General features: G+C 71.3%; 25 protein-coding genes and 1 pseudogene. 14 read left to right on the forward strand and 12 right to left on the reverse strand.

All coding sequences use genetic code 11. From position 1 onward, the window contains the following. Positions 1 to 7: 7 nt before the first annotated feature. Positions 8 to 391, reverse strand: a complete 384-nt coding sequence (locus ACSGDB_RS02325; RefSeq protein ID WP_434992538.1) for a cold-shock protein — start codon at positions 389 to 391, stop codon at positions 8 to 10. 166 nt (positions 392 to 557) lie between these two features. Here ACSGDB_RS02325 and ACSGDB_RS02330 point away from each other — a divergent pair, with 166 nt between their 5' ends. From ACSGDB_RS02330 to ACSGDB_RS02355, 6 genes are all read left to right on the forward strand, one after another. Further along, a complete protein-coding gene (locus ACSGDB_RS02330; RefSeq protein ID WP_434992539.1) occupies positions 558 to 842 on the forward strand; it encodes a hypothetical protein in 285 nt (94 codons plus the stop codon). A gap of 97 nt (positions 843 to 939) precedes the next feature. After that, a complete protein-coding gene (locus ACSGDB_RS02335; RefSeq protein WP_434992540.1) occupies positions 940 to 3,342 on the forward strand; it encodes a helicase-associated domain-containing protein in 2,403 nt (800 codons plus the stop codon). Continuing rightward, entirely contained in the window at positions 3,335 to 4,990 is a 1,656-nt protein-coding gene (locus tag ACSGDB_RS02340) for a DNA repair helicase XPB (protein ID WP_434992541.1), read from the forward strand. The genes ACSGDB_RS02335 and ACSGDB_RS02340 overlap by 8 nt, the downstream gene beginning before the upstream one ends. A 59-nt stretch (positions 4,991 to 5,049) precedes the next feature. Beyond that, positions 5,050 to 5,760 (forward strand): response regulator transcription factor, encoded by a 711-nt coding sequence (locus ACSGDB_RS02345; RefSeq protein WP_199278345.1) that lies wholly within the window; start codon positions 5,050 to 5,052, stop codon positions 5,758 to 5,760. Positions 5,761 to 5,770: 10 nt separating this feature from the next. Further along, positions 5,771 to 7,417 (forward strand): sensor histidine kinase, encoded by a 1,647-nt coding sequence (locus ACSGDB_RS02350; RefSeq protein WP_434992543.1) that lies wholly within the window; start codon positions 5,771 to 5,773, stop codon positions 7,415 to 7,417. A 61-nt stretch (positions 7,418 to 7,478) separates the two neighbouring features. After that, positions 7,479 to 7,769, forward strand: a complete 291-nt coding sequence (locus ACSGDB_RS02355) for a WXG100 family type VII secretion target (protein ID WP_434992544.1) — start codon at positions 7,479 to 7,481, stop codon at positions 7,767 to 7,769. Between the two features lie 133 nt (positions 7,770 to 7,902). On the opposite strand, the gene groL is transcribed toward ACSGDB_RS02355, so the two are convergent. The 3 genes from groL to ACSGDB_RS02370 all read right to left on the reverse strand — a co-directional run bounded on the left by groL (position 7,903) and on the right by ACSGDB_RS02370 (position 11,009). Further along, entirely contained in the window at positions 7,903 to 9,537 is a 1,635-nt protein-coding gene (gene groL, locus ACSGDB_RS02360) for a chaperonin GroEL (RefSeq protein ID WP_434992545.1), read from the reverse strand. A gap of 518 nt (positions 9,538 to 10,055) precedes the next feature. Continuing rightward, positions 10,056 to 10,661: a LytR C-terminal domain-containing protein gene (locus ACSGDB_RS02365; RefSeq protein WP_434992546.1), complete on the reverse strand. Its 606-nt coding sequence runs from the start codon at positions 10,659 to 10,661 to the stop codon at positions 10,056 to 10,058. A gap of 42 nt (positions 10,662 to 10,703) precedes the next feature. After that, complete coding sequence (locus ACSGDB_RS02370) at positions 10,704 to 11,009, reverse strand: DUF3263 domain-containing protein (RefSeq protein WP_434992547.1); 306 nt, start codon at positions 11,007 to 11,009, stop codon at positions 10,704 to 10,706. Positions 11,010 to 11,119: 110 nt separating this feature from the next. Here ACSGDB_RS02370 and ACSGDB_RS02375 point away from each other — a divergent pair, with 110 nt between their 5' ends. Continuing rightward, entirely contained in the window at positions 11,120 to 11,947 is an 828-nt protein-coding gene (locus ACSGDB_RS02375; RefSeq protein WP_434992548.1) for a uracil-DNA glycosylase, read from the forward strand. A gap of 58 nt (positions 11,948 to 12,005) precedes the next feature. On the opposite strand, the gene ACSGDB_RS02380 is transcribed toward ACSGDB_RS02375, so the two are convergent. Both ACSGDB_RS02380 and ACSGDB_RS02385 read right to left on the reverse strand, forming a co-directional pair. Continuing rightward, complete coding sequence (locus ACSGDB_RS02380; RefSeq protein WP_434992550.1) at positions 12,006 to 13,694, reverse strand: threonine/serine exporter family protein; 1,689 nt, start codon at positions 13,692 to 13,694, stop codon at positions 12,006 to 12,008. A gap of 46 nt (positions 13,695 to 13,740) precedes the next feature. Next, positions 13,741 to 14,814 (reverse strand): lipid II:glycine glycyltransferase FemX, encoded by a 1,074-nt coding sequence (locus ACSGDB_RS02385; RefSeq protein WP_434992551.1) that lies wholly within the window; start codon positions 14,812 to 14,814, stop codon positions 13,741 to 13,743. Positions 14,815 to 14,960: 146 nt separating this feature from the next. Between ACSGDB_RS02385 and ACSGDB_RS02390 the strand changes: the two genes are divergently transcribed. The 4 genes from ACSGDB_RS02390 to ACSGDB_RS02405 all read left to right on the forward strand — a co-directional run bounded on the left by ACSGDB_RS02390 (position 14,961) and on the right by ACSGDB_RS02405 (position 18,635). Next, entirely contained in the window at positions 14,961 to 15,965 is a 1,005-nt protein-coding gene (locus ACSGDB_RS02390) for an aldo/keto reductase family protein (RefSeq protein WP_434992552.1), read from the forward strand. Positions 15,966 to 15,985: 20 nt separating this feature from the next. Continuing rightward, positions 15,986 to 16,831 carry an NAD-dependent epimerase/dehydratase family protein gene (locus tag ACSGDB_RS02395; RefSeq protein WP_434992579.1) on the forward strand — a complete coding sequence of 282 codons (846 nt, stop codon included), beginning with the start codon at positions 15,986 to 15,988 and terminating at the stop codon, positions 16,829 to 16,831. A gap of 115 nt (positions 16,832 to 16,946) precedes the next feature. After that, positions 16,947 to 17,399: a hypothetical protein gene (locus ACSGDB_RS02400; RefSeq protein WP_434992553.1), complete on the forward strand. Its 453-nt coding sequence runs from the start codon at positions 16,947 to 16,949 to the stop codon at positions 17,397 to 17,399. A gap of 144 nt (positions 17,400 to 17,543) precedes the next feature. After that, positions 17,544 to 18,635 (forward strand): alkene reductase, encoded by a 1,092-nt coding sequence (locus tag ACSGDB_RS02405; RefSeq protein ID WP_434992555.1) that lies wholly within the window; start codon positions 17,544 to 17,546, stop codon positions 18,633 to 18,635. A gap of 31 nt (positions 18,636 to 18,666) precedes the next feature. Here the strand turns inward: ACSGDB_RS02405 and ACSGDB_RS02410 are convergent, their stop codons facing one another. After that, positions 18,667 to 19,176, reverse strand: a complete 510-nt coding sequence (locus tag ACSGDB_RS02410) for a hypothetical protein (RefSeq protein ID WP_434992557.1) — start codon at positions 19,174 to 19,176, stop codon at positions 18,667 to 18,669. 124 nt (positions 19,177 to 19,300) lie between these two features. Here ACSGDB_RS02410 and ACSGDB_RS02415 point away from each other — a divergent pair, with 124 nt between their 5' ends. Next, positions 19,301 to 19,450, forward strand: a complete 150-nt coding sequence (locus ACSGDB_RS02415) for a hypothetical protein (RefSeq protein ID WP_434992559.1) — start codon at positions 19,301 to 19,303, stop codon at positions 19,448 to 19,450. A 93-nt stretch (positions 19,451 to 19,543) separates the two neighbouring features. Here the strand turns inward: ACSGDB_RS02415 and ACSGDB_RS02420 are convergent, their stop codons facing one another. Beyond that, positions 19,544 to 19,753, reverse strand: coding sequence for a hypothetical protein (locus ACSGDB_RS02420; protein ID WP_434992560.1), 210 nt, complete (start codon positions 19,751 to 19,753; stop codon positions 19,544 to 19,546). 81 nt (positions 19,754 to 19,834) lie between these two features. Then, entirely contained in the window at positions 19,835 to 20,107 is a 273-nt protein-coding gene (locus ACSGDB_RS02425; protein ID WP_434992562.1) for a hypothetical protein, read from the reverse strand. 236 nt (positions 20,108 to 20,343) lie between these two features. Between ACSGDB_RS02425 and ACSGDB_RS02430 the strand changes: the two genes are divergently transcribed. Then, positions 20,344 to 20,637 (forward strand): hypothetical protein, encoded by a 294-nt coding sequence (locus ACSGDB_RS02430; RefSeq protein ID WP_434992564.1) that lies wholly within the window; start codon positions 20,344 to 20,346, stop codon positions 20,635 to 20,637. A gap of 155 nt (positions 20,638 to 20,792) precedes the next feature. Here the strand turns inward: ACSGDB_RS02430 and ACSGDB_RS02435 are convergent, their stop codons facing one another. Both ACSGDB_RS02435 and ACSGDB_RS02440 read right to left on the reverse strand, forming a co-directional pair. After that, complete coding sequence (locus ACSGDB_RS02435; protein ID WP_434992565.1) at positions 20,793 to 21,173, reverse strand: hypothetical protein; 381 nt, start codon at positions 21,171 to 21,173, stop codon at positions 20,793 to 20,795. A gap of 45 nt (positions 21,174 to 21,218) precedes the next feature. Then, positions 21,219 to 21,410 (reverse strand): hypothetical protein, encoded by a 192-nt coding sequence (locus ACSGDB_RS02440; protein ID WP_434992568.1) that lies wholly within the window; start codon positions 21,408 to 21,410, stop codon positions 21,219 to 21,221. Between the two features lie 104 nt (positions 21,411 to 21,514). Here ACSGDB_RS02440 and ACSGDB_RS02445 point away from each other — a divergent pair, with 104 nt between their 5' ends. Then, positions 21,515 to 22,018: a metallophosphoesterase family protein gene (locus tag ACSGDB_RS02445; protein ID WP_434992570.1), complete on the forward strand. Its 504-nt coding sequence runs from the start codon at positions 21,515 to 21,517 to the stop codon at positions 22,016 to 22,018. Between the two features lie 101 nt (positions 22,019 to 22,119). Here the strand turns inward: ACSGDB_RS02445 and ACSGDB_RS02450 are convergent. After that, a pseudogene (locus ACSGDB_RS02450) lies at positions 22,120 to 22,527 on the reverse strand (hypothetical protein); the annotation flags it as partial.

The following is a 22,527-nucleotide window of genomic DNA, read 5'->3' on the forward strand; positions in this document are numbered from 1 at the left end:
TCGAAGCCTACGCGTCGAGGTCGTCGGCGACCGCCCGGAGGACCGCCGCGACCTTCGTCGCATGCGACTTCTCCGGGTAGCGTCCCTTGCGGAGACCGTTGGAGACGCCGTCGAGCAGTTTGATGAGGTCCTCCGTGATGACGGCCATGTCGTCGGCGCTCTTCCGGGTGGCCTTGGCCACGGACGGCGCCTGCTCGAGGATGCGCGCCGAGAGGGCCTGGGGGCCGCGACGCCCGTCGGCGACGCCGAACTCCAGCTTCGTGCCCACCTTGACCTCGGTCACGCCGGCCGGCAGGGCCGAGGCGTGCAGGAACACTTCCTTGCCGTCGTCCGTGGCCAGGAAACCGAATCCCTTGTCCGCGTCGAACCACTTCACTTTGCCGATGGGCACGTCGTCTACCTCTTCTTGGCCGTACCGGGCGGTGTCACCGGCGGCCCTGGCCCGGTCCATGCAGGCCGCCTGGCACCCGGGCGCGCTGCTGCCGCCGGGAAGTCTGTGTGTCCTAGGGTATAGCGTCGCGGGTGCCCGCCCGGGGTTCTTGTAGTCTGGGACGGCTATGACCCCTGACGAACCGGCCCCGAACCCCGCCTCCGACCACCCCGGCGTCGCAGCAGGGCCCGGTGACGGGCGACTCCCGGGCGGCTGGCTCCTGATCATGGTCCTCGCGGTCGTCTTCGCGGGTATCGGCCTGGTGTCCCTGGCCGCCATCCTCGCCACCGCCTTCCTGCAGGGCACGGTATGGCCCGGCTTCGTGCTGGCCAGCTACTTCTGCCTGCCGATCGCGTTCCTCCTGATGGTCTCGCTGCTCATCCGGTCCGCCGCCTCGCGCCGGAAGTCCTGAGGCACCGCCCACGGCGGGCACCGCACACCCCGCGGGCGGGCGTCACGGCGCGTCGGGTCACGGGCCCGTGTCGGCGCCGACGGGTAATCTTGGGGTGATGTCCGCAATCCGAGCACTGGCCGAACAGCTGGCCCTCCGGAGCGATGACGACGTACGCCGCCTCCTCACCGTCCGGCCCGATCTCATCCTTCCCCCGGTGCCGGACTTCGCCGCGCTCGCGGCCCGCGCCTCCTCGCGCATGAGCCTGCAGCGGGCCCTGGACAACGTGACACGGCCCCAGCTCCAGGTCCTCGAGGCCCTCGTGGTCCTCACCGAGGAGGACGACGCCGCGGTCCCGCCGGCCGACCTCGCCGCCGCCCTGTCGCAGAGCGGTACCGACGCCGTCGAGGCGATCCTCACCGACCTCGCCGGGCGCGCCCTCGTGGTGGGATCCGCGGGCGAGGGCTTCCTGCCCGTGGGCGCGATGGCCGACGCCGTGGCCCCCTACCCCGCGGGTCTCGGCCGCTCCTTCCGGACCCTCGCCCGGTCCGTCCCGCGGTTCGGTCCCGCGCTCGTCCGCGCCGCCGAGGTCCTCGCCCCGGGCTCCGGGACCGGGGCGCCGACGCCGGCCGCCGCGGCACAGGTGCTGGAGACGGTCACCGCGGACCCGGACGCGTGGGGCCGGATCCTGGCCGGCGCGCCCGAGGGTGCACGGGCGCTGCTCGGGCGCCTCTGCGACACCCCGGTCGGTTCGACCGCGGCCGGGGGCGACGGCGGAGCCACGCCCGCCGTGCAGTGGCTCCTGGACCTCTGCCTGCTGGCGCCGCTGGACGCCCTCCACGTCGAACTCCCCCGCGGCGTGGGCCGGGCACTCCGTGGCCACGCCGTCTTCGCGTCCCTCGAGCTGGAGCCGCCGGTCGCCGTCGCGCGCACCACGCGGGCGCTCCTGCGCGACAACGCGGCCTTCGGTGCGATCGCCGAGACGCTGCGCCGCATGGGGTCACTGCTCGCCGTCGTCGCCGGTTCGCCGGTCTCCACCCTCCGCTCCGGCGGGGTGGGCGTGCGCGAACTGCGGCGCGTCCGCGAGGCCGTGCAGTGCACCGACGGCGAGGCCGCCTGGCTGCTCGAACTCGCGGCCGCCGTGGGGCTCCTCGTCCTCGATCCGGACGACTCCCGGTGGAAGGCCGCCCGGCCGGACGCCTGGGAGGCCCTGGACCGGGACGCCCAGTGGCAGCTGCTCGTCGAGGGGTGGCTCGCCGTCGACCGCGCTCCCGCCCTCGTCGGCTCGAAGCTCCCGGACGGCACCTCCGTCAACGCCCTCGCGGCGGAGGCCTCCAGGCCGGACGCGCCGATGGTGCGTCAGCGGCTCCTCGCCGTCGCCCTGGACCTGTCGGACGGACCCGGGGAGGCCGACGCGACGGCGGGCACCGGGGCCGTCCCGGTCCTGACCGAGGAGGCCGTCGTCGGACTCGCCACCTGGCACCAGCCCCGCCTGCACCGGCGCTTCGCACGGCTGATCCCGGGCATGATGACGGAGGCCGCCGCACTCGGCCTGACGGGCGGCGGGGCGCTCACCGGGGCCGGTCGGCTCGTGGCGCAGGGACGCGTCGAGGACGCCGCCCTCACGGTGCGGGAGGCCCTGCCCGATGCCGTCTCCCACGTGGTGCTGCAGGCCGACCTCACCGCCGTCGCCCCCGGGTACCTGGAGCCCGACGTCGCGCGCGGCCTCCTGCGCATGTCCACGCCCGAGGGGCAGGGACCGGCCACGACCTACCGCTTCTCCGCCGACTCCATCCGCTCGGCCCTCGACGCCGGGGAGGACGCACCCTCGATCCTCCGGTTCCTCCGCACGCACGCCGCCACGGAGATCCCGCAGGCCCTGACCTACCTCGTCGAGGACACGGCGTCCCGCTACGGCGGCCTCCGCGTCGGGCGGGCCGGCAGCTACCTGCGCACGGACGACGACGTCGTCGCCGCCACGGTCCTGGCGGACCCGCGGGCCGCGGTGCTCGGCGTCGTGCAGGTCGCGCCGACCGTGCTGGTCTCCCCCGCCTCCGCCCAGGAACTGACCGGCCTCCTGCGGGACCTCGGTTTCACCCCGGCGTCGGATGCCGTGACCGCCGTCGGATCCGCCCCCGGTGCGACGTCCCCGCCGCCCCCGCCCGTCAGGGTGGCGCACCTCCGGTCCCGGCTCAACCCGTGGTCGGTGGCGGAGGAGGAGATCGCGGCGCAGCTGGCGGCCCTCCGCACCCCCCGCCCGACCACCGATCCGGCGGGTGCCGCCGACAGCGAGACGCTCCTCGGGCTGGAGGCGCTGCGGGCGGCCATCCGGTCGCGCAGCCGGATCCGCCTCGGCACCGCCGACAGCGAGGGGAATCATGTGCGTCAGGTCCTGGTTCCCCTCTCGGTGTCGGGAGGGCGCCTGCGCGTGTTCGATCCCGAGAACCAGGTGGAGAAGACCGTGTCCGTACACCGCGTCATGGACGTGGAGATCCTCGAAGGGAGCGCCTCCGATGGCTGACGGGCCGCTGATCGTCCAGAGCGACAAGACCATCCTGCTCGAGGTGGATCACGCACAGGCCACCGAGGCGCGGCACGCGATCGCCGCGTTCGCCGAGCTCGAGCGTGCGCCCGAGCACGTGCACAGCTACCGGCTCACACCGCTGGGGCTCTGGAACGCCCGTGCTGCCGGGCTCGACGCCGAGCGCGTCCTCGACACCCTCCTGACGTATTCGCGCTTCCCCGTGCCGCACGCCCTCCTGATCGACATCGAGGACACGATGTCCCGCTACGGGCGCCTCCGGCTCGAGAAGGATCCTCAGCACGGGCTGGTGCTGAGGACCACGGACTACCCCGACCTCGAGGAGGTCCTGCACGCGAAGAAGATCCAGCCCCTCCTCGGACCCAGGATCGACGGCGAGACCGTCGTCGTGCACTCGTCCCAGCGCGGCCAGCTCAAGCAGCTCCTGCTGAAGCTGGGGTGGCCGGCGGAGGACTTCGCCGGCTACGTGGACGGAACACCGCACCCGATCGTGCTCGAGGAGGACGGCTGGACCCTGCGCCCGTACCAGCGGCTCGCGGTCGAGAACTTCTGGTCGGGCGGCTCCGGCGTCGTCGTCCTGCCGTGCGGCGCGGGCAAGACCCTCGTCGGTGCCGCCGCGATGGCCACGAGCCAGACCACCACGCTGATCCTCGTCACCAACACGGTGTCCGCGCGGCAGTGGAAGGACGAGCTGCTCAGGCGGACGTCCCTGACGGAGGAGGAGATCGGGGAGTACTCCGGCGCCGTGAAGGAGGTCCGTCCCGTCACCATCGCGACCTACCAGGTCCTCACGACCAGGCGCGGCGGCCTGTACCCGCACCTCGAGCTGCTCGACGCCAACGACTGGGGCCTGGTCGTGTACGACGAGGTCCACCTCCTCCCGGCGCCCATCTTCAAGATGACGGCGGACCTGCAGGCCCGCCGCCGGCTCGGCCTCACCGCGACGCTCGTCCGCGAGGACGGGCGCGAGGGCGAGGTCTTCTCGCTCATCGGGCCCAAGCGCTACGACGCCCCGTGGAAGGACATCGAGGCCCAGGGGTACATCGCCCCCGCGGACTGCGTGGAGGTGCGCGTCGACCTGCCGCGGGACGAGCGGGTGGCCTACGCCATGGCCGACGACGGCGACAAGTACCGCCTCTGCGCGACCTCCGACACCAAGTCCGAGGTCGTGGAGAAGCTCGTGGCGGTGCACCCCGGCGAGCAGCTGCTCGTCATCGGCCAGTACATCGACCAGCTCGACGACCTCGCGGCACGCCTGGACGCCCCCGTCATCAAGGGCGAGACCTCCGTGAAGGAACGGCAGCGGCTCTTCGACGCCTTCCGGTCCGGGGAGATCGCCGTCCTCGTGGTGTCGAAGGTCGCCAACTTCTCGATCGACCTCCCGGAGGCGTCCGTCGCGATCCAGGTCTCCGGGTCGTTCGGGTCGCGCCAGGAGGAGGCCCAGCGCCTCGGCCGGCTGCTGCGCCCGAAGGCCGACGGCCGGGCGGCGCGGTTCTACACCGTCGTCGCGCGGGACACCCTCGACCAGGACTTCGCGGCGAAGCGCCAACGCTTCCTGGCCGAGCAGGGCTACGCGTACCGCATCCTCGACGCGGCGGCCATCGGGAACAGGGAGCCCAGGGACTGACGAGCAGTCCTTCAGGGAGGGTCCAGCCAATTCTCAGGCATCCCGAGGATACTGGGAGGGTGAAGAAAACAGGCCCTGAAGCGAAACTGCTGGTCGTCGACGACGAACCGAACATCCGCGAACTCCTGTCGACGTCGCTGCGCTTCGCCGGTTTCGACGTCGTCGCCGCCGCCAACGGGCGGGAGGCCCTCGCCGCCGCCGAGACGCACAACCCGGACCTCGCCGTACTCGACGTGATGCTCCCCGACATGGACGGCTTCACCGTCACGCGGCGGCTCCGCGCCGCCGGCCGCCACTTCCCCGTCGTCTTCCTGACGGCGCGGGACGACACCGACGACAAGGTCACGGGCCTCACGGTCGGCGGCGACGACTACGTCACGAAGCCGTTCAGCCTCGACGAGGTGGTGGCGCGCATCCGCGCCGTGCTGCGCCGGACGCACCCGCTCGAGGACGACGACGCCGTGATCCGCGTCGCCGACCTGGAACTCGACGACGACGCACACGAGGTCCGGCGCAACGGGGAGACGATCGACCTCTCGCCCACCGAGTTCAAGCTCCTGCGGTACCTCATGATGAACCCGAACCGCGTCCTGTCCAAGGCCCAGATCCTGGACCACGTCTGGGAGTACGACTTCAACGGCGACGCGTCGATCGTCGAGTCCTACATCTCCTACCTGCGGCGCAAGATCGACCGGAACCCGGACGCCGTCGCCCTGATCCAGACCAAGCGCGGGGTGGGCTATCTCCTGCGCACCGCCGACAAGCGGTAGCACCGGCAACTTGATCAAGCGTTGGAACGCGGCGTCCCTCCGCTCGCAACTCGTGGCGATCATCATGCTCCTGATGATCGTCACGGTGGGCATCACCGGCCTCGCCACGGTCTCCCTCCTGCGCAACGGGCTGGTGGACCGCGTCGACCAGGACCTGTGGAACAACGCCAGGACCGTCGCGAACGACATCTACTCCACCGAACCCCAGGCCGACGGCGCCGTCCTGAGGTACTACGCCGCCCTGCTCGACAGCGACGGCGACGTGGTGGTGGCCAACCAGTCCGACGACGCCGCCGACGTGCCCGATCTCGGGGGCATGACGCAGGAACGCATCATCGGCCTCGACGGCGCCGGCTTCGACGTGCCCAGCACGGACCCCGACAGCCAGGAGTGGCGGGTGCGGGTCTTCCGGTTCGCGAACACCGAGGGGTACCTGGCGATCGCCTCCCGCCTGAACACGGTGAACGAATCCCTGCAGGAGGCGAAGGAGATCATCTTCACCTCCGGCGTCGTCACGACGGCCCTCGCCTCGCTCATCGCCTTCGTGACGGTGACACGCCAGTTCGCCCCGCTCGCCCGGGTGGAGCGGACGGCGGCGGCGATCGCGACCGGCGACCTCTCCCGACGCGTGGCCGTCGAGCGCCCGGCCTCGGAGATCGGGCGCCTCTCGCGGTCCCTGAACGCGATGCTCGCGCACATCGAGCGGGCCCTCGCCGCCCGCACCGCGTCGGAGACCAAGATGCGGCGGTTCGTCGCCGACGCGTCCCACGAGCTGCGGACGCCGCTCGTCACCATCCGCGGCTACTCGGAGCTGTACCGGCATGGCGCCCTGCAGAAGGACGAGGACGTCGCTGCGGCGATGGGCCGGATCGAGAGCGAGGCGATCCGCATGGGCCAGCTGGTCGAGGACCTGCTGACGCTCGCGCGGATCGACGAGCAGCGCCGCCCCGACGTGAAGCCCGTGGACCTCACGGTGCTCGGCCACGACGCGGCCTTCGACGCGCGCGCCACCGCCCCGGATCGCACCATCTCCGTCATCGGGCTCGACGGCGGCACACCCCGCTCCGCCCCGACCCGGGGGGACGAGGCCCGGCTCCGGCAGGTCGTGGCGAACCTGATGACCAACGCGCTGCGCTACACACCCGCCGGGTCTCCCATCGAGATCGCGGTGGGTGTCGCACCGGTGCTGCACGGGCACAGCGATTCCGTCCTCGAGGTGCGCGACCACGGCCCCGGGATCTCCGAGGACGACGCCGCCAAGGTCTTCGAGCGGTTCTACCGGGCGGACACATCCCGTCACCGCGAGACCGGGGGGACGGGCCTCGGGCTCGCGATCGTCGCCGCGCTCGTGGCCCAGCACGACGGCACGGTCCGGCTCGAGGAGACGCCGGGCGGCGGCGCCACCCTGTCCATCCGCCTGCCCCACGTCCCCCTGGACGGGGAGACCACCGGTGCGGACACACAGGTCCAGGACGACGTCGCCGACGACGCGGCCGAGGCGTCGGGCGAGGCTCCCGACGAGGCGTCGGGCGAGCCGGTACCGGACGCCCCCCGGCCCCCGGGCTCCGATCACCACCCGGTCCCCTCGAACTCCATCACTCCTCCACAGGCCCCGCCGACCAAGCCCGTTGTCCACAAGCGCAGGGACGCCCGCTGATCGTCCCGGTCCGTGCCCTAGCGTCGACGGCGTCAAGGAAGCGCGATCACGGGAGCACGGCATGGCATTCTTCAACGTAGACACCGACAGCCTGGCCGCCAAGAGCGGTCAGGTCCAGGGCACCATCGGGAGGCTGCAGGCGGAGGTGAACTCCATGCAGGCGGGGCTGCGTGAACTCGAGGGCCTCTGGACGGGGCAGGCGGCCACCAATTTCCAGCAGCTCATCCTGCAGTGGCGGGCCACGCAGCAGCAGGTCGAGGAGTCGCTGACCGGCATCAACCAGGCCCTCACCATCGCCACGCAGCAGTATGCCGACGCCGAGCAGAGCAACGCCCGGATGTTCATGGGCTGAACCGCCCGGGGTGCTGCCGTCGGTTCCGCCGCGGGCTCCGCACGCCGACCGGACACACACAGGGCGGCACCCCCGTGTCCGGGAGTGCCGCCCTGTGGTCTGCACTGCGCGGGTGCCGCGCAGGCGGTGGGGACTAGAAGCCGCCCATGCCGCCCATGCCACCCATGTCGTCGCCGCCGCCGGCAGGGGCTGCCTTCTCCGGCTTGTCGGCCACGACGGCCTCGGTGGTGAGGAACAGGCCCGCGATCGACGCTGCGTTCTGCAGGGCCGAGCGGGTGACCTTCACGGGATCGTTGACCCCGGCGGCGAGGAGGTCCTCGTACTCGCCGGTGGCCGCGTTCAGGCCGTGGCCGGCGGGCAGGCCGCGGACCTTGTCGACGACGACGCCGGGCTCGAGGCCGGCGTTGAAGGCGATCTGCTTCAGCGGTGCGTCGATGGCGACGCGGACGATGTTCGCGCCGGTCGCCTCGTCGCCCGTGAGCTCGAGGTTCGCGAATGCCTTGGCGCCGGCCTGGATGAGGGCCACGCCACCACCGGCGACGATGCCTTCCTCGACGGCGGCCTTCGCGTTGCGGACGGCGTCCTCGATGCGGTGCTTGCGCTCCTTGAGTTCGACCTCCGTTGCGGCGCCGGCCTTGATGACTGCAACGCCGCCGGCCAGCTTGGCCAGGCGCTCCTGCAGCTTCTCGCGGTCGTAGTCGGAGTCGGAGTTGTCGATCTCGGCGCGGATCTGGGCCACGCGTCCGGCGATGGCGTCGGCGTCGCCGGCACCCTCGACGATGGTGGTCTCGTCCTTGGTGACGACGACCTTGCGGGCCGTGCCGAGCAGGTCGAGGGTGGCGGTCTCGAGCTTGAGGCCGACCTCCTCGGCGATGACCTGGCCACCGGTGAGGATGGCGATGTCGGCGAGCTGCGCCTTGCGACGGTCACCGAAGCCCGGGGCCTTGACGGCGACGGACTTGAAGGTGCCGCGGATCTTGTTGACCACCAGGGTGGCGAGGGCTTCGCCCTCGATGTCCTCGGCGATGATGAGCAGCGGCTTGCCCGACTGCATGACCTTCTCGAGGACGGCGACGAGATCCTTCACGTTGCTGATCTTCGAGTTCACGATGAGGATGTAGGGATCCTCGAGGACCGTCTCCTGGCGCTCCGCGTCGGTGACGAAGTAGCCCGAGATGTAGCCCTTGTCGAAGCGCATGCCCTCGGTGAGCTCGAGCTCCAGCCCGAAGGTGTTGGACTCCTCGACGGTGATGACGCCTTCCTTGCCCACCTTGTCGAGGGCCTCGGCGATCAGGGCGCCGATCTCGTCGTCACCGGCCGAGATGGAGGCCGTGGCAGCGATCTGCTCCTTGGTCTCGATCTCCTTGGCGGAGGCGAGCAGCTCCTCGGTGACGGCCTGGACGGCCTTCTCGATGCCGCGCTTGAGGCTCAGGGGGTCGGCGCCGGCCGCGACGTTGCGCAGGCCTTCCTTGACCAGGGCCTGGGCGAGCACGGTGGCGGTGGTGGTTCCGTCGCCTGCGACGTCGTCGGTCTTCTTGGCGACCTCCTTGACGAGCTCGGCACCGATCTTCTCGAACGGGTCGTCGAGTTCGATCTCCTTGGCGATGGACACGCCGTCGTTGGTGATGGTGGGGGCACCCCACTTCTTCTCGAGCACGACGTTGCGGCCACGGGGGCCGAGTGTCACCTTGACGGCGTCAGCGAGGATGTTGAGGCCCCGCTCGAGGCCGCGGCGGGCCTCTTCATCAAAAGAAATGATCTTGGCCATAACGGCTTAGGTCCTTTCGGGACGGTTGCATTTCAGCATGTGAATGCTTGCCTGCGTGTGGTGCCCGCGACGGCCGGATGGTGCCGGAACGATCTCTTTCACGCTCCTGCCCCACCCCCACCACAGAGGTTTGCCTGCTTCACGCGCCACGCACACTTTTAGCAGTCTGCGCGCGCGAGTGCTAACTCCATAATTAGCACTCCCACCGTCCGAGTGCAACCCGTCCGACGGCGCTCGTCACGTCGCCCCGGCGCCGTGAGCCGGCGCCGCCCCGGGCTCGCCCGAGCCCCGCCGAACCCCGTGCGGGCGCGAGACACCGCCGCCCTGAGAGAACTTCATCAGGGGTCTTTGTTCCCTAACCCGGGCGTCGCGGCAGAGGGTGCACTCGTGGTGCGTCTCATCCCGGGTCTAGCAGCAGGCACCGTGGAGGGGCCGCCCAGAGGGGCGGCAGGGCCACGGACCCTGCCGCCCCGGCGCGCTGCAGGCCCCCGGACCGGCACGGCCCCCGCGCCCTCCTGCTACTGGAAGTCCGGACCGAGGACCACCGAGATGGCCGGCGAGATGTCGGCGCTCTCGACGAGGTTCGCGATGTCGAGGTCCGCAGCCACGGCTTCCGCGTCGGCACGCTGGTCCTCCCCGTTGTAGAAGACGACGGAGGCATCCACGGGGGCGCCCGCCCAGTTCCCGGGGAGGGCGGACGTCCAGCCGGCCGACGACAGCCGCGCTGCCGCCACCGTCGCCAGCCCCGGCGAACCCGTGCCGTTGAGGACATTGACGGTCTGGGCCCGGTCCGCGGTGTCGGAGGACGCATCGGCGGTCGCCGTCCCGCTCGGCCCGCCCGTCGGACCGGCGGACGCCGCACCCGAGGGGCCCGCCGTCGCCCGGCCGCCCTCCGTCGCGGTGGCGGGGCTCGACGGCGGCGCCAGGCCGTCGCTTCCGCCCGGGAAGCCGAGACGGGGAAGGAGGAAGAACGCGGCCAGGCCGATCAGGAGGGCCAGGATCCCGACGGCGATCTTGAGTGCGAGCCCGCTGGAGCGTGCCGGGACGAGCCGTTCGCGGTGGACCCCCTGGCGCGCGGACGATGCCGGGACGCCGTCGAATTCGTCCCGCGGGTGATCGGTCATGGGTGGAGGTGGTCCTTCGCTCGTCGGGGATGGCGGGACGTGCTAGATGTCCGCGCCGAGCCGGCGGGCGGAGCGCGCCTTCTGACGGGTGGACCGGAGGCGCCGCAGTCTCTTGACGAGCATCGGATCGTGGGCGAGGGCCGCCTCGGTGTCGATAAGCGCATTGAGCGCCTGGTAGTAGTGGGTGGCGGACATGCTGAAGAGATCACGGATGGCCTGCTCCTTTGCCCCGGAGTACTTCCACCATTCGCGTTCGAGGGCGAGCATCCGCTGCTCGCGGTCGCCCAGGGTCAGCCGGTCGTCCGTCCCGGACGTCGCGTCGTCCGAATGCCGCTGTGGCTCGGCCATTTCCCCTGTCGCCTTCCGTCAGCGGGCATAACTGTCACCCCATGGTAGTAGGGAACCACACCACTGTCATTCGGACGGCCCCCTCCGTCCGCCCGGGCGAGAATAGGGTCATGATCCCTGGCGACCCCACCCTGTTCGACCTGCCGGACACCCCTGCGGACGACGCGACCGGCGCCACCGGCTCCGGGAACGGCGTCCGGCAGGCGCAGGGGACGCCCGCCTTCCCCTTCGCCGCTCCGGCCCGGATCGGGGACCTGGTGTCCGCCGACTGGGCGGCGGCGCTCGGGCCGGTGGAGCCGGTCCTCCACCGCCTCGCGGCGTCCCTGACGGACGAACTCGACGCCGGGCGACGGGTCCTGCCGGACGCGTCCCTGATCCTCCGTGCCTTCACCACCCCGCTGGACAGCGTCCGGGTGGTCATCGTGGGGCAGGATCCCTACCCGACGATCGGCCACGCCGTCGGGCTCAGCTTCGCCGTCGATCCGCGGACCCGGCCGATTCCCCGGAGCCTCGGGAACATCTACCGCGAGCTCGCCGCCGACACGGGCGCGCAGCCGCCTGCGTCGGGTGACCTCTCCGGGTGGGCCGAGCAGGGCGTCCTCCTGCTCAACCGCGTGCTGACCGTCCGCGCCGGCGAGGCGGCGTCGCACCGTGGGTGGGGGTGGGAGGAGGTGACCGGAGCCGCCATCCGCGCGCTCGTGGCGCGCGGCGGGCCGCTCGTGGCCATCCTGTGGGGCAAGGACGCGCTCCGCCTGAAGCCGCTGCTCGGCACCACGCCCACGATCGAGTCGGCGCACCCCAGCCCGCTCTCGGCTTCCCGGGGCTTCTTCGGGTCCCGGCCCTTCACCCGCACCAACGAGCTCCTGGCCCGGCAGGGCGCCGGTCCCATCGACTGGACGCGCACGCGGTCGGAGGGCCACGCCCGGCCCGACGCCTGACGGACGCCGGCCGACGTCGGACCCGCGTGCCGTCGCGCCGCGGCGGCGAGGTGCCCGGCTACCGGCGCCGGTTCCGCTGCCGCTCGTCGGTGCTGAGCTTGCGCGTGAACGGTCGCGCCAGATTGTCACCGAGGACCACCCCCGCGGCGATCGCGAGCACCACGGTCAGGGCGTTGAAGAGGCCGAGCGCGCCGTCGGAGGCGATCTCCGATTCGGTGGTCAGCATGTACATCGAGCGGAAGATGGACAGTCCGGGGTAGAGGAACAGTACGGCGGGAACGGCGACGACGAGCTGGGGTGCGCCGAGCCGGAGCGCCACGACCCGCGAGAGCGCGCCGATCAGGATCGCCGCGAGGGCCGGCGCCAGCCGGTACCCGACGCCCGCTGCAACGGCGGCGACCATCAGGAGGTACCCGGCGACGGCGACGAGCGACGTGGGGACCACGAGCTTCACGTCGGTCTGTTCCGCGATGCAGATCATGGCCACCGCCACGAACGTCAGCGCCGCCACCACGGGCCACGGGTACAGGTTGCCGGTCGATTCGAACACGTCGAGCTCGGGGATCCCGAGGGCCGCTCCGGCGACCAGGGCGACGGCGATGCCGGACACGAGGGCTGCGAAGACGAGGATCGCCGAGAGGTACCGGCCCGCGGCCGTGACCGGGAACCCGTTGATGGCGTCCTGGGTGGCCGAGACGAGGCGGCCGGTGGGCAGGAGCAGCAGGATGCCGCCCACCACCACCAGCGCCGGGGTGATGGGCACCTGCAGCCACCAGAACAGCATCGCGATCAGGGTGACCAGCGCGGCCGACGTGGCGACGGAGAAGAACTCGGGTACGCGCCACTCCCCCAGCTTGCGGCTGACCAGGTCGACCAGGATGCAGCTGATGAAGCCCACGAGCGAACCCAGCAGGGTCCCGCCGACGAACGCCACGATCGCCGCCGAGAAGATGCCGAACGCGGCGGTCACCATCCAGCGGGGGAAGGGTTTGGGCCGGTGGGTGATCTCCTCGAGCCGCTGGGCGGCCTCGGTCCGGGAGACCCCGCCGTCGGCGATGTCGGAGACGAGCCGGTGGATGGCCGTGAGTCCCGCATAGTTGTTCGTCCACGAGCGGACCACCCGCAGCACCGTCGTAGGCGTCTGGTCCTTCGCGGAGTAGTTGATGATCACCGACTGGTTGGTGATGTCCACTTCGATGTGGTCGAGGCCGAAGGCTGCCGTGACCGCGATGATGCTCGTCTCCACCTCGAGGGCGCCCGCGCCGTACCGGAACATGGTCTCGGCGAGGTTCAGGGCGAAGTCGAGGGCCTTGCGGGCACCGGCGTCGGGGCCGGCGACCTGGATCGTGGGGTTCGCGTAGGGGCTGCCGGCGAGTCGCTCGACGATGCTCATGGCCTGGGTGGGTGGCGCCTCGCCCTGCACGAGGCGGCGGAGCACGTTGCGGGCCGCCGCGTTGGACCGGCTCGACGACGGGACGCTCCGCGGGGTCGTGGGCAGCGCATCCGTGGGCGTCGTGACGGGCTGCCGCTGGCGGCCCGCCCGCGGGCTCCTCTGTTCCGACGCCGGGCGCTTCGGCGGCGCCGCGGGCCTGGTGCCCTTCCTGCCGGCTCCTCCCGTGCCGGCCGCCAGCTTCCGCTTCTCGTCGTCGGACGGGTCGAAGGGGCGCCGGATCACCGGGAGCGCCTCCGCCACGGGGGACGGATCAGGGGGCTGGGCGCCATCCGCCGAGGTCGAACCGTCTGTCACAGCGGCCTTTCATGCGTCGATCACCGCGCCCTCTGCGGGCCCTTGCTCAGTAGAACGGCTGATGCGTGCGTCGCCAGTAGATCTGGCGCGCCACACGCTCCGCGATCGTGTTCCACACACGATATTTCCAGCCGCTGACGACGAGGTCGTAACACCCGGCGTAGTCCGTCACGGTCTTGGTGAAACTCGTCTTGAACAGTCCCAGGCCGTGGTGCGGATGGTCCTTGTCCTTCAGCCGGTCGCTCGGCGGGGTGCCGCAGAAGTCGTACTCGACGATCCCGAACTCGTCCTTGAGGTCCGTGATGGCCTGCCACTGCACGAGATGCGAGTCCCCGTACTGGGTCCTGCCCGGACGGGACCCGCCGTCCTTGTAGGTGCCCTTCGAGCCGTAGTTGACCACGAAGGCGCCGACCGAGGGCTGACCGTCCTCGTACACGAAGTAGAAGCGGCCCTGCCCGGCGTCGACGAAGTTCTGCCAGAAGCGGCTGTAGTACTCGAAGGAGCGCATCCGCGCGGCCGAGCGGTCCTCGATGTGCGCCATGAGCGAGTACATCGCCTGGAAGGTCTCCTGCGTCGGCTCCATGCGCCGGACCTCGACGCCCTCCCGGAGGGCTCTGCGGACGGCGTTGCGGCCGCGCGAGGAGAGATTGCGGAGGAGCTGGTTCTCGTCCGGCGTGGTGTCCAGGACGGCCGTGCTGTCGTTGGGCTGCAGGTTGAAGGTCTTGACGAGTCCCGCCGACCGCAGCGCCTCCCGCACCTCCTGGCCGTCCACGAGATCCGGTTCCACCTTGATCGCGAAGACGTTGTGCCCCTCCCTGCGGGCGAGGTCGGCGACGGCGCGTGCCGCGGCGGGCACGTGGGCCGCCTCGGTGACCGACGGGCCCTTGATCAGGTACCAGAGGGCGCCGATGACGGGAACCTTCTTCTCCAGGACGAGGGCGTGGGTGGTGTACCCGGGGCCGTCGAGGACCACGAAACGCGGCCGCCACCCGTGGTGGGACTTCACCTCCGCGAACGCGAGGGAGGAGAGCATGTTGCCCCCGCCGGGGTTCGCGGTCACGAGCGAATCCCAATCCCGCTGCTCCGTCCCGGTGGCGAAGCGAGCGCTGAAGTCGACCAAGATTCCTCATTCACTGGTGGTGGCTACCGAAGGACGCGCACAAGTCTAGCGGCTGCGCACTACCCCTCCACGTCGTATGACGCATTGGTTGCCTCAGGAACCGGGTTTCCTGTACTCGGCCCGTCCGGGTGGTTAGCATCGGCGCTATGGACTTCAGATACCTCGGCAACAGCGGCTTCAAGATCTCGGAAATCACGTACGGCAACTGGCTCACCCACGGATCGCAGGTGGAGAACGACGTCGCCACCCAGTGCGTGCGTGCGGCGCTCGACGTCGGCATCACCACGTTCGACACCGCGGACGTGTACGCGAACACCGCCGCGGAGACGGTCCTCGGCGAAGCCCTCAAGGGCGAGCGGCGCCAGTCGCTCGAGATCTTCACGAAGGTGTGGGGGCCCACCGGGCCCAAGGGCCACAACGACGTCGGGCTGTCCCGCAAGCACATCATGGAGTCGATCGACGGATCGCTGCAGCGCCTGCAGACCGACTACGTGGACCTCTACCAGGCGCACCGGTACGACCACGAAACACCCCTCGAGGAGACGATGCAGGCGTTCGCCGACATCGTGCGCCAGGGCAAGGCCCTGTACATCGGGGTCAGCGAGTGGACGGCCCAGCAGATCCGCGACGGCCATGCCCTCGCCAGGGATCTCGGCTTCCAGCTCATCTCCAACCAGCCCCAGTACTCGATGCTGTGGCGTGTCATCGAGGGCGACGTCGTCCCGACGTCCGAGGAGCTCGGGCTGTCGCAGATCGTCTGGTCGCCCGTCGCGCAGGGCGTGCTGACCGGCAAGTACAGGCCGGGCGCCCAGCCGGAGCAGGGCACGCGCGCCTCGGACGACAAGGGCGGCGCCGACATGATCAAGCGCTGGATGAGCGACGAGGTACTCACGGGCGTCCAGAGGCTCGCACCGATCGCCGACGGCGTCGGCCTCACGATGGCCCAGCTGGCCATCGCGTGGGTGCTGCAGAACAAGAACGTCGCCTCGGCGATCATCGGCGCCTCCCGCCCGGAGCAGGTGGAGTCGAACGCGGTCGCCGCGGGCGTGACGCTCGAGGACGACGTCCTGAAGGCCATCGACGACGCGATCGGCGACCTCGCCGAGACGGACGTCGCGAAGACCGTCTCCCCCGAGACGCGGCCGGTCTGATGGCGTCCGCGAGCGGTCCCCTGAACGTCGCCGTCACGGGCTCCAACGGGAAGCTGGGGCGCAGTGTCGTCCGCGGCCTGCGCGAGGCCGGACACACCGTCCTCGAGCTCGACCAGCACGGCGAGCGCACCCCGACGTTCCTCCGCATCGACCTGCGGGACTACGGGCAGGTCGTCGACGCGCTCCTCGGCGTGGACGACCGCCACTCCGGCCTCGACGCCGTCGTGCACCTCGGGGCCATCCCGGCTCCCGGCCTGCAGGCGGACGCGGCGACGTTCCACAACAACATGGCCGCCACCTACAACGTCTTCCAGGCCTGCAGGCGTGCCGGCATCAAGCGGGTGGTGTACGCCTCCAGCGAGACCGTCCTGGGACTCCCGTTCGACACCCCGCCCCCGTACATCCCGGTGGACGAGGAGTACCCGGCCCGGCCCGAGAGCACCTACTCCCTCGTCAAGCACCTCGAGGAGCAGCTGGCGATCGAGCTGACGCGCTGGGATCCACAGCTGAGCATCACCGCGCTGCGCTTCTCGAACGTCATGGACCCGGAGGACTACGCGGAGTTCCCGTCCTTCGACGCGGACGCCACCGCCCGGAAGTGGAACCTGTGGGGGTACATCGACGGGCGGGACGGGGCCCAGGCCGTGGCGAAGGCCCTCGAGAACGCGGCACCGGGCTTCGACCGCTTCATCATCGCGGCCGCCGACACCGTCATGAGCCGCGCCAGTGCGGACCTGGCGGCCGAGGTCTTCCCCGGGGTGCCACTGACGCGCGAGGTGGGCGAGCACGAGACGCTCCTCTCGATCGAGCGGGCGCGCCGCCTGCTGGGGTACGAACCCCGGCACAGCTGGCGCGATCACGTCTAGACCGACCCCGGCGGATCCCCGACGCGCTCCGGGCCCCGGGGCGAACTGTCGCCCGGACCGGATCATCAGTAGGCTGATGATCGACGATGCGCAGCACCGACGAAAGGCAGAGCAGATGACCGAGAACCTTCCCGACGAGGAACTGACCATCATGGACGAGGAGCCCGAGGTGCCGAACGACGGGCTCGCCCCCGAGGCCTTCGACCCGGTCCTCGAGGGCCGGCCGGACAGCTACGAGGGCGCGGCGGAGGCCGACCCGGATCGCTGGCAGGAGGATCCCCTGCTGCAGGACGAGCCCGGGGCGGCCGGTGCCGTCGCCGACGAGAACGGGGTCGCCGTGATCGGCGAGGAGGGCGTCCTCAGCGACCAGACCCTCCGCGCCGAGACCTCCGAGGCCCGGTACGAGCACGGCGACGAGCAGTACCCGCCGGAGGAGCCGATGCTCGGCGAAGCGGCGGCCGACGTCGACTTCGGCATGATGGAGGACGACGAGGTGGACGCCAGCGACGATCCCGCGAACCGCGGCGGTTCACCGCTGAGCGCGATCGACGAGCAGGACAGCGAGTAGCGCTCACCGCGTGATGCCGCACGAAGCCCCGGGGTCCTCTCCGGGGCTTCGTCGCGTCCGGTCCCGTGAGGCGGCGCACATCCGGAATACGCCCCGGCGGCGCCCGGTTGCCGCCAGTAGACCCCGACCGGAAAGTAGGACCTCGTGAAACTGTTCTCCCCCCTCACGCTCGGCACGCTCGAACTCCCCAACCGCGTGGTCATGGCGCCGCTCACCCGGGTCCGCTCGGGGGACGCCGGTATACCCGGTGATCTCGTCGTCGAGCACTACCGGCAGCGTGCCTCCCTCGGCCTGATCGTCAGCGAGGGCACCTACCCCAGCCATGCCGGCCAGGGCTTCCCGGGCCAGCCCGGCCTGGTCGAGGACGAGCAGCTGGCGGGCTGGAAGCGCGTCACGGACGCGGTCCACGCCGACGGCGGGCGGATCGTCGCGCAGGTCATGCACGCGGGCCGGGTCACCCACCCCGACACGAACGGCGGATACGAGGTCGTCGCCCCCAGCGCCGTGGCGATCGACGGCGTGACGCGCACCCGCACCGGCAAGCAGCCCTACCCCGTGCCGCATGCCCTCACCACCGAGGAGCTCCCCGGCGTCATCGAGGAGTTCGTCACCGCCTCCCGGAAGGCCATCGACGTCGCAGGGTTCGACGGCGTCGAACTGCACGGCGCCAACGGGTACCTGCTGCACGAGTTCCTCTCCCCGGAGTCGAACCAGCGCGAGGACGCCTACGGCGGATCGCCGGAGAAGCGTGCGCGGTTCCTGATCGAGCTCGTCGCGGCCGTCGTGGCCGAGGTCGGCGCGGAGAAGGTCGGCCTGCGCATCTCCCCGGCGCACAACATCCAGGACGCCCTCGAGACGGAGTCGGCCGATGTCCACACCACCTACGGGACGCTGGTCGATGCCCTCGCCCCGATGAAGCTCGCCTACCTGAGCGTGCTGCACGCCGACCCCACGGGCGAGCTGATCCAGGACCTGCGCACGCGGTTCGGCGGCCCCGTCCTCATCAACAGCGGATTCGGCGTGATCACCAATCGCGACGAAGCCATCGCCATCCTCGAGGACGGGGTGGGCGACGCCGTCGTCGTCGGCCGTCCGGCCATCGCGAACCCCGACCTCGCCCGTCGCTGGCGGGAGAACCTGCCCGAGAACGAGCCGAACCCGGCCACGTTCTACTCGACGGGCGCGGAGGGATACACGGACTACCCGTTCTACGACGGTGCGGCGAGCGCCAACTAGACCGGCACCAGCACACGGGAGGGCGCCCTCGTCACACGACCGGGGCGCCCTTCGCGGTCGGTGACCGGCGACCCGACCGCAGGCGCCGGCCCAGCCATGCGCGGAACTGCGCCGAGCGGGGGGCCGCCCACCCCAGGAGGAGGGCGACGGCCAGGTGCGTATGGAGCATCAGCATGACTTCCGCGGAGTGGCCCTGCGCGGGCGCCGACCCGACGGGGGCCGCGCCGTCGTGGTGGTCCGCCGGGCCGGCGGACGGCGTCACGGCCCCTGCCGCCAGGCCGCCGAGGAGCCAGTGGAGCACCTGCTGCCCGGCACCGAGCAGCAGCAGCACACCCCATCCCGGCATCCGCGCCAGCCCGGCGAGGGCCGCCGTCAGGACGGCGAGCGCCGCCAGGGCGCAGAGGATCGGAAGGCTCGGGAGCGACCCCCCGGACAGGACGTGGACACCTCCCCCGAGCACGACCGCCAGCACGCCGACGGCGGCAGACCGTGCGATCACCCGTGGGCGGTCGACCGGCGGAACGGTATCCAGGGCTTCCATCACCCGATAGTAAGCCTGCTGATGACAGCGCGTCATGCGGACCCCGGTCGCGCCGCACGGGAATCCCGGTCCGTAGACTGACGCCAAGGGAGCCGGTGCTCCCGGGAAACGAAAGGACGAGCGCATGTCAGAGAATCCACGCGACGACGACCGGGTCCACAACGAGGCCCCCGCAGAGGGTGACACCGCCGCCGACCCGGCGGATATCAGGGTGCACGCCGAGGAACCCTCCGAGGGTGCGGACTCCGACGACCGGACGGGCGCCGGGGCCTAGCACCGACGCCTTCGGCCGGAACGGATGGAGGCGCCGACCCGAAGGGCCGACGCCTCCGCCCGGCGCGGGGCCGGGTCGCGGTGCGGGCAGGAGTCAGCGGGTTCCCTCGACGACCTCGCCGAACGGGACCTCCTTGGACGTCTCCGCCCCACGATCGAGGGCCTGGTCGCTGATCAGGATGCCGTGCTTGCCTTCCGCGACGGACTGCTTCATGACCATCAACACCGTCTCGGCGAAGCCTTCGTCCTGGGCCTCGAGATAGCGGATGTACGCGGGCGGGAAGTTCTCGGGAATGGTCAGCATGCTGCCCACGCTACCCGTCGTCGCCCGCCGGCGCCGTGCCTGCTCACGGGGTTGCGCGAACTCCCGTCGGGGGTCCCGCCCCTAGCGTCGGCGTCGCTCCGCCGCCTGCCGCCCCAGTTCGGCCACGGCGGCGGCCGCGACCACGAGGGAGAGCGCGACGACGGCGAGCATCACGTACAGCACCACGAGGGTGGTCATGGGTGATGACGCGCCGTGCAGGATCCGCAGACCCCCGAACAGCCCCACGGCCCAGAAGACACCGACACCTGCCAGCGCATACGCCGCGCGCCGGTGCCCGCGATCGAACCCCATGCTCCGGCCGCATTGAGCGAGGAGTCCCTGCCATTGATCCATAGCTCAACTATGGGGCGGCGAACGCAAAGCACCGCCGGCCGTCGTTATCGTGTCCCTCACACTGGCGGCGGGACGTCCGATGGGCTATGGGCTGCGCCCGTCCGGAGGAGGGGCCGACTCGCCGGAGGAGCCGGGACACCGGACCCGGCACGGACCGGGGCCGCCATCCCTTGACAACGGCACCGGACGAAGGATGATCGGACGACGAAGGGATCGCCCCGGCAAGGGAGGACACCATGGCGCAGGACGAAGGCACGAGCGTACCGATCCGGATCGAGCTGGTGCCGGACCCCTCCCCGGACCCGGGGGCCTCGCGCATCCCTGGCGCGATCGCCGGAGCCGCAGTCGCGCCGGGTGCGGTGGCCGCGTTCCTCGCGGGCGACGACGGTGAGCAGTCCGTCTACAACGATCCCGCCGTCCTGCGTGCCGGCGATACGGGCCGGGCCTACACAGGCGTCTCCGCGCCCGGACCCGAGGCCCATTTCCCGGAGCCGTCCGGCATGGAAGGTCCGGCCGGCGACGGCGAATAGGGCACCGCCGCCGGGTTGCACCGTGGTCGACCCACGTCCACGACACCCCGCAGTGCTGGTCGCCGCCCGCGTCGGCGTGATCGATGCCGTCCGGTGTCGGGCAGGGAATGCAGAAAGGGAGCCCGCCGTCGAGGCGGGCTCCCTTCCCCGGGAGGTCAGCGTCCGGAGCGCGGATCGTCCCGCCGGGCGGCGTCCGGGTCGATCGAGTCGGCCTCCTGATGATGGTGCGTCACGGTCTCGCGCAGTCCCTGCGCGTCGGTCTGGCGCTCCTGGGCCTGCCGGCGGAGCTTCTCGGCCTCGACCTCGGCCCGCTCGGCTTCGGCCTCCGCCATCGACGCCTTGGCCTCCCGCTCGCGTGCCTCGAGCTCGGTGGCCTGCGCCTTCTCGCGCATCTCGGCCGCGCGCTGCCGATCTTGTTCCTCCCGGTGCTGGCGCTGCGCCGCCCCTCGCTTCCGGGCGAGCATAGCGATCACGGCGATGACGGCCAGGACGACGATGATCCCGACGACGATCCACACCACTTGACTCGTATCCACGACTGGCTCCTTCGATCGTTGATGGCGACGGCCCGCGGGGCGCCCCTAGTTCCCGAAGCCGCCCAGGCCCGGGATCTTGCCCAGCAGGTCCTTCGGATTGATGCCGAACCTGGCGAGGAGGTCCGCGTGCTGCCCCGGATCCACCTGGTCGGGGAGTTCGGACTGCGCCCGCTCGGCGTCGTCGTTCTTCCCCTGGCTCTTCAGCAGATCGATGATCTGCGCCTTGTCGATGTTCATTGCTGCCTCCTCATGGACTGCCCCTATTGGTAAGCGTGCTTAGGAAGCATGGCACAACGTCGTCGGCTTGTCACGGGGCCGGTGACACGCGGGAGAATGGCCGGATGCCCCTCCTCCTGACGATCCTCGCCGACACCCATCTGCCGAAGCGGGCCCGGCAGTTGCCCGGCGAGGTGTGGGAGGCGGTCGGGGCCTCCGACGTCGTCGTCCACGCCGGGGACTGGACCGAGGCGCCGCTCCTCGACACGCTCGAGGCCCGGTCGCGACGGCTCGTCGCCTGCTACGGGAACAACGACGGCGGGGACCTCCGGGCACGGCTCCCCCTGGTCGCACGGGCCGAACTCGACGGCGTCCGCCTCGCCGTCGTCCACGAGACGGGCCAGAAGCAGGGGCGGGAGGCACGGATGTCGTCGCTCTACCCCGACGTCGACGTCCTGGTGTTCGGACACAGCCATATCCCCTGGGACACGCGGGCGTCGACGGGACTGCGCCTGCTCAACCCCGGCTCCCCCACGGACCGCCGCCGCCAGCCGCACTGCACGTTCATGACCGCGACCATCGATGCCGGGCATCTGGACGTCGAGCTGCACCGCCTGCCGCAGCGCTGATCCGGGGACGATCCGTGGGTTCGGCGGCGCTCCACGGGGTAATGTGACCTGCAGACGTCAGCAGCCTGTCGAGATTCTGGGAGCCCCGTGAGCAAGCATTCCTACCTGCGCGTATCCGCCGCGGCGGTCGTGCTGTGCGGCCTCACCTTCGGCGCACTGCCCGCGTCGGCCGCGGAGGTGTGCCCCAACGTCGGCGCCACCGGCTGCGAGGTTCCGCAGGCCCCCGGGAGCCCCGGCGTGGTCTCCCCCACCCGGACCGGTCCGGCCCCCGATCCGGAGCCGACGGGCCCCGCGCCGACCCTGCGGCGGGAGACGACGCCCCCTCCGGCGACGACACCCCCGGCAACGCCTGCGACGACGCGACCGATGACGGAGAAGAAGCCACCTTCGCCGACGCCGGCCCCGGTGGTGCCGCCTCCTCCTTCGGTGGAGCCCACGGAACCGCCTGCGCCGTCCGAACCCCCGGCACCGCCGTCGCCTTCGCCCAGCCCCACACCGGAACCCACCCC

The organism is Arthrobacter sp. Ld5 (genome assembly GCF_051172775.1).
GTDB lineage: Bacteria > Actinomycetota > Actinomycetes > Actinomycetales > Micrococcaceae > Arthrobacter_D.

Excerpts from the sequence above, each read along its gene's own strand:
- ACSGDB_RS02425 (WP_434992562.1), bottom strand. The coding sequence starts at position 20,107 with ATGGATCAATGGCAGGGACTCCTCGCTCAATGCGGCCGGAGCATGGGG.
- ACSGDB_RS02355 (WP_434992544.1), top strand. The coding sequence starts at position 7,479 with ATGGCATTCTTCAACGTAGACACCGACAGCCTGGCCGCCAAGAGCGGT.
- ACSGDB_RS02430 (WP_434992564.1), top strand. The coding sequence starts at position 20,344 with ATGGCGCAGGACGAAGGCACGAGCGTACCGATCCGGATCGAGCTGGTG.
- ACSGDB_RS02330 (WP_434992539.1), top strand. The coding sequence starts at position 558 with ATGACCCCTGACGAACCGGCCCCGAACCCCGCCTCCGACCACCCCGGC.
- ACSGDB_RS02420 (WP_434992560.1), bottom strand. The coding sequence starts at position 19,753 with ATGCTGACCATTCCCGAGAACTTCCCGCCCGCGTACATCCGCTATCTC.
- ACSGDB_RS02375 (WP_434992548.1), top strand. The coding sequence starts at position 11,120 with ATGATCCCTGGCGACCCCACCCTGTTCGACCTGCCGGACACCCCTGCG.
- ACSGDB_RS02340 (WP_434992541.1), top strand. The coding sequence starts at position 3,335 with ATGGCTGACGGGCCGCTGATCGTCCAGAGCGACAAGACCATCCTGCTC.
- ACSGDB_RS02415 (WP_434992559.1), top strand. The coding sequence starts at position 19,301 with ATGTCAGAGAATCCACGCGACGACGACCGGGTCCACAACGAGGCCCCC.
- ACSGDB_RS02445 (WP_434992570.1), top strand. The coding sequence starts at position 21,515 with ATGCCCCTCCTCCTGACGATCCTCGCCGACACCCATCTGCCGAAGCGG.
- ACSGDB_RS02335 (WP_434992540.1), top strand. The coding sequence starts at position 940 with ATGTCCGCAATCCGAGCACTGGCCGAACAGCTGGCCCTCCGGAGCGAT.
- ACSGDB_RS02410 (WP_434992557.1), bottom strand. The coding sequence starts at position 19,176 with ATGGAAGCCCTGGATACCGTTCCGCCGGTCGACCGCCCACGGGTGATC.
- groL (WP_434992545.1), bottom strand. The coding sequence starts at position 9,537 with ATGGCCAAGATCATTTCTTTTGATGAAGAGGCCCGCCGCGGCCTCGAG.
- ACSGDB_RS02390 (WP_434992552.1), top strand. The coding sequence starts at position 14,961 with ATGGACTTCAGATACCTCGGCAACAGCGGCTTCAAGATCTCGGAAATC.
- ACSGDB_RS02370 (WP_434992547.1), bottom strand. The coding sequence starts at position 11,009 with ATGGCCGAGCCACAGCGGCATTCGGACGACGCGACGTCCGGGACGGAC.
- ACSGDB_RS02440 (WP_434992568.1), bottom strand. The coding sequence starts at position 21,410 with ATGAACATCGACAAGGCGCAGATCATCGATCTGCTGAAGAGCCAGGGG.
- ACSGDB_RS02400 (WP_434992553.1), top strand. The coding sequence starts at position 16,947 with ATGACCGAGAACCTTCCCGACGAGGAACTGACCATCATGGACGAGGAG.
- ACSGDB_RS02365 (WP_434992546.1), bottom strand. The coding sequence starts at position 10,661 with ATGACCGATCACCCGCGGGACGAATTCGACGGCGTCCCGGCATCGTCC.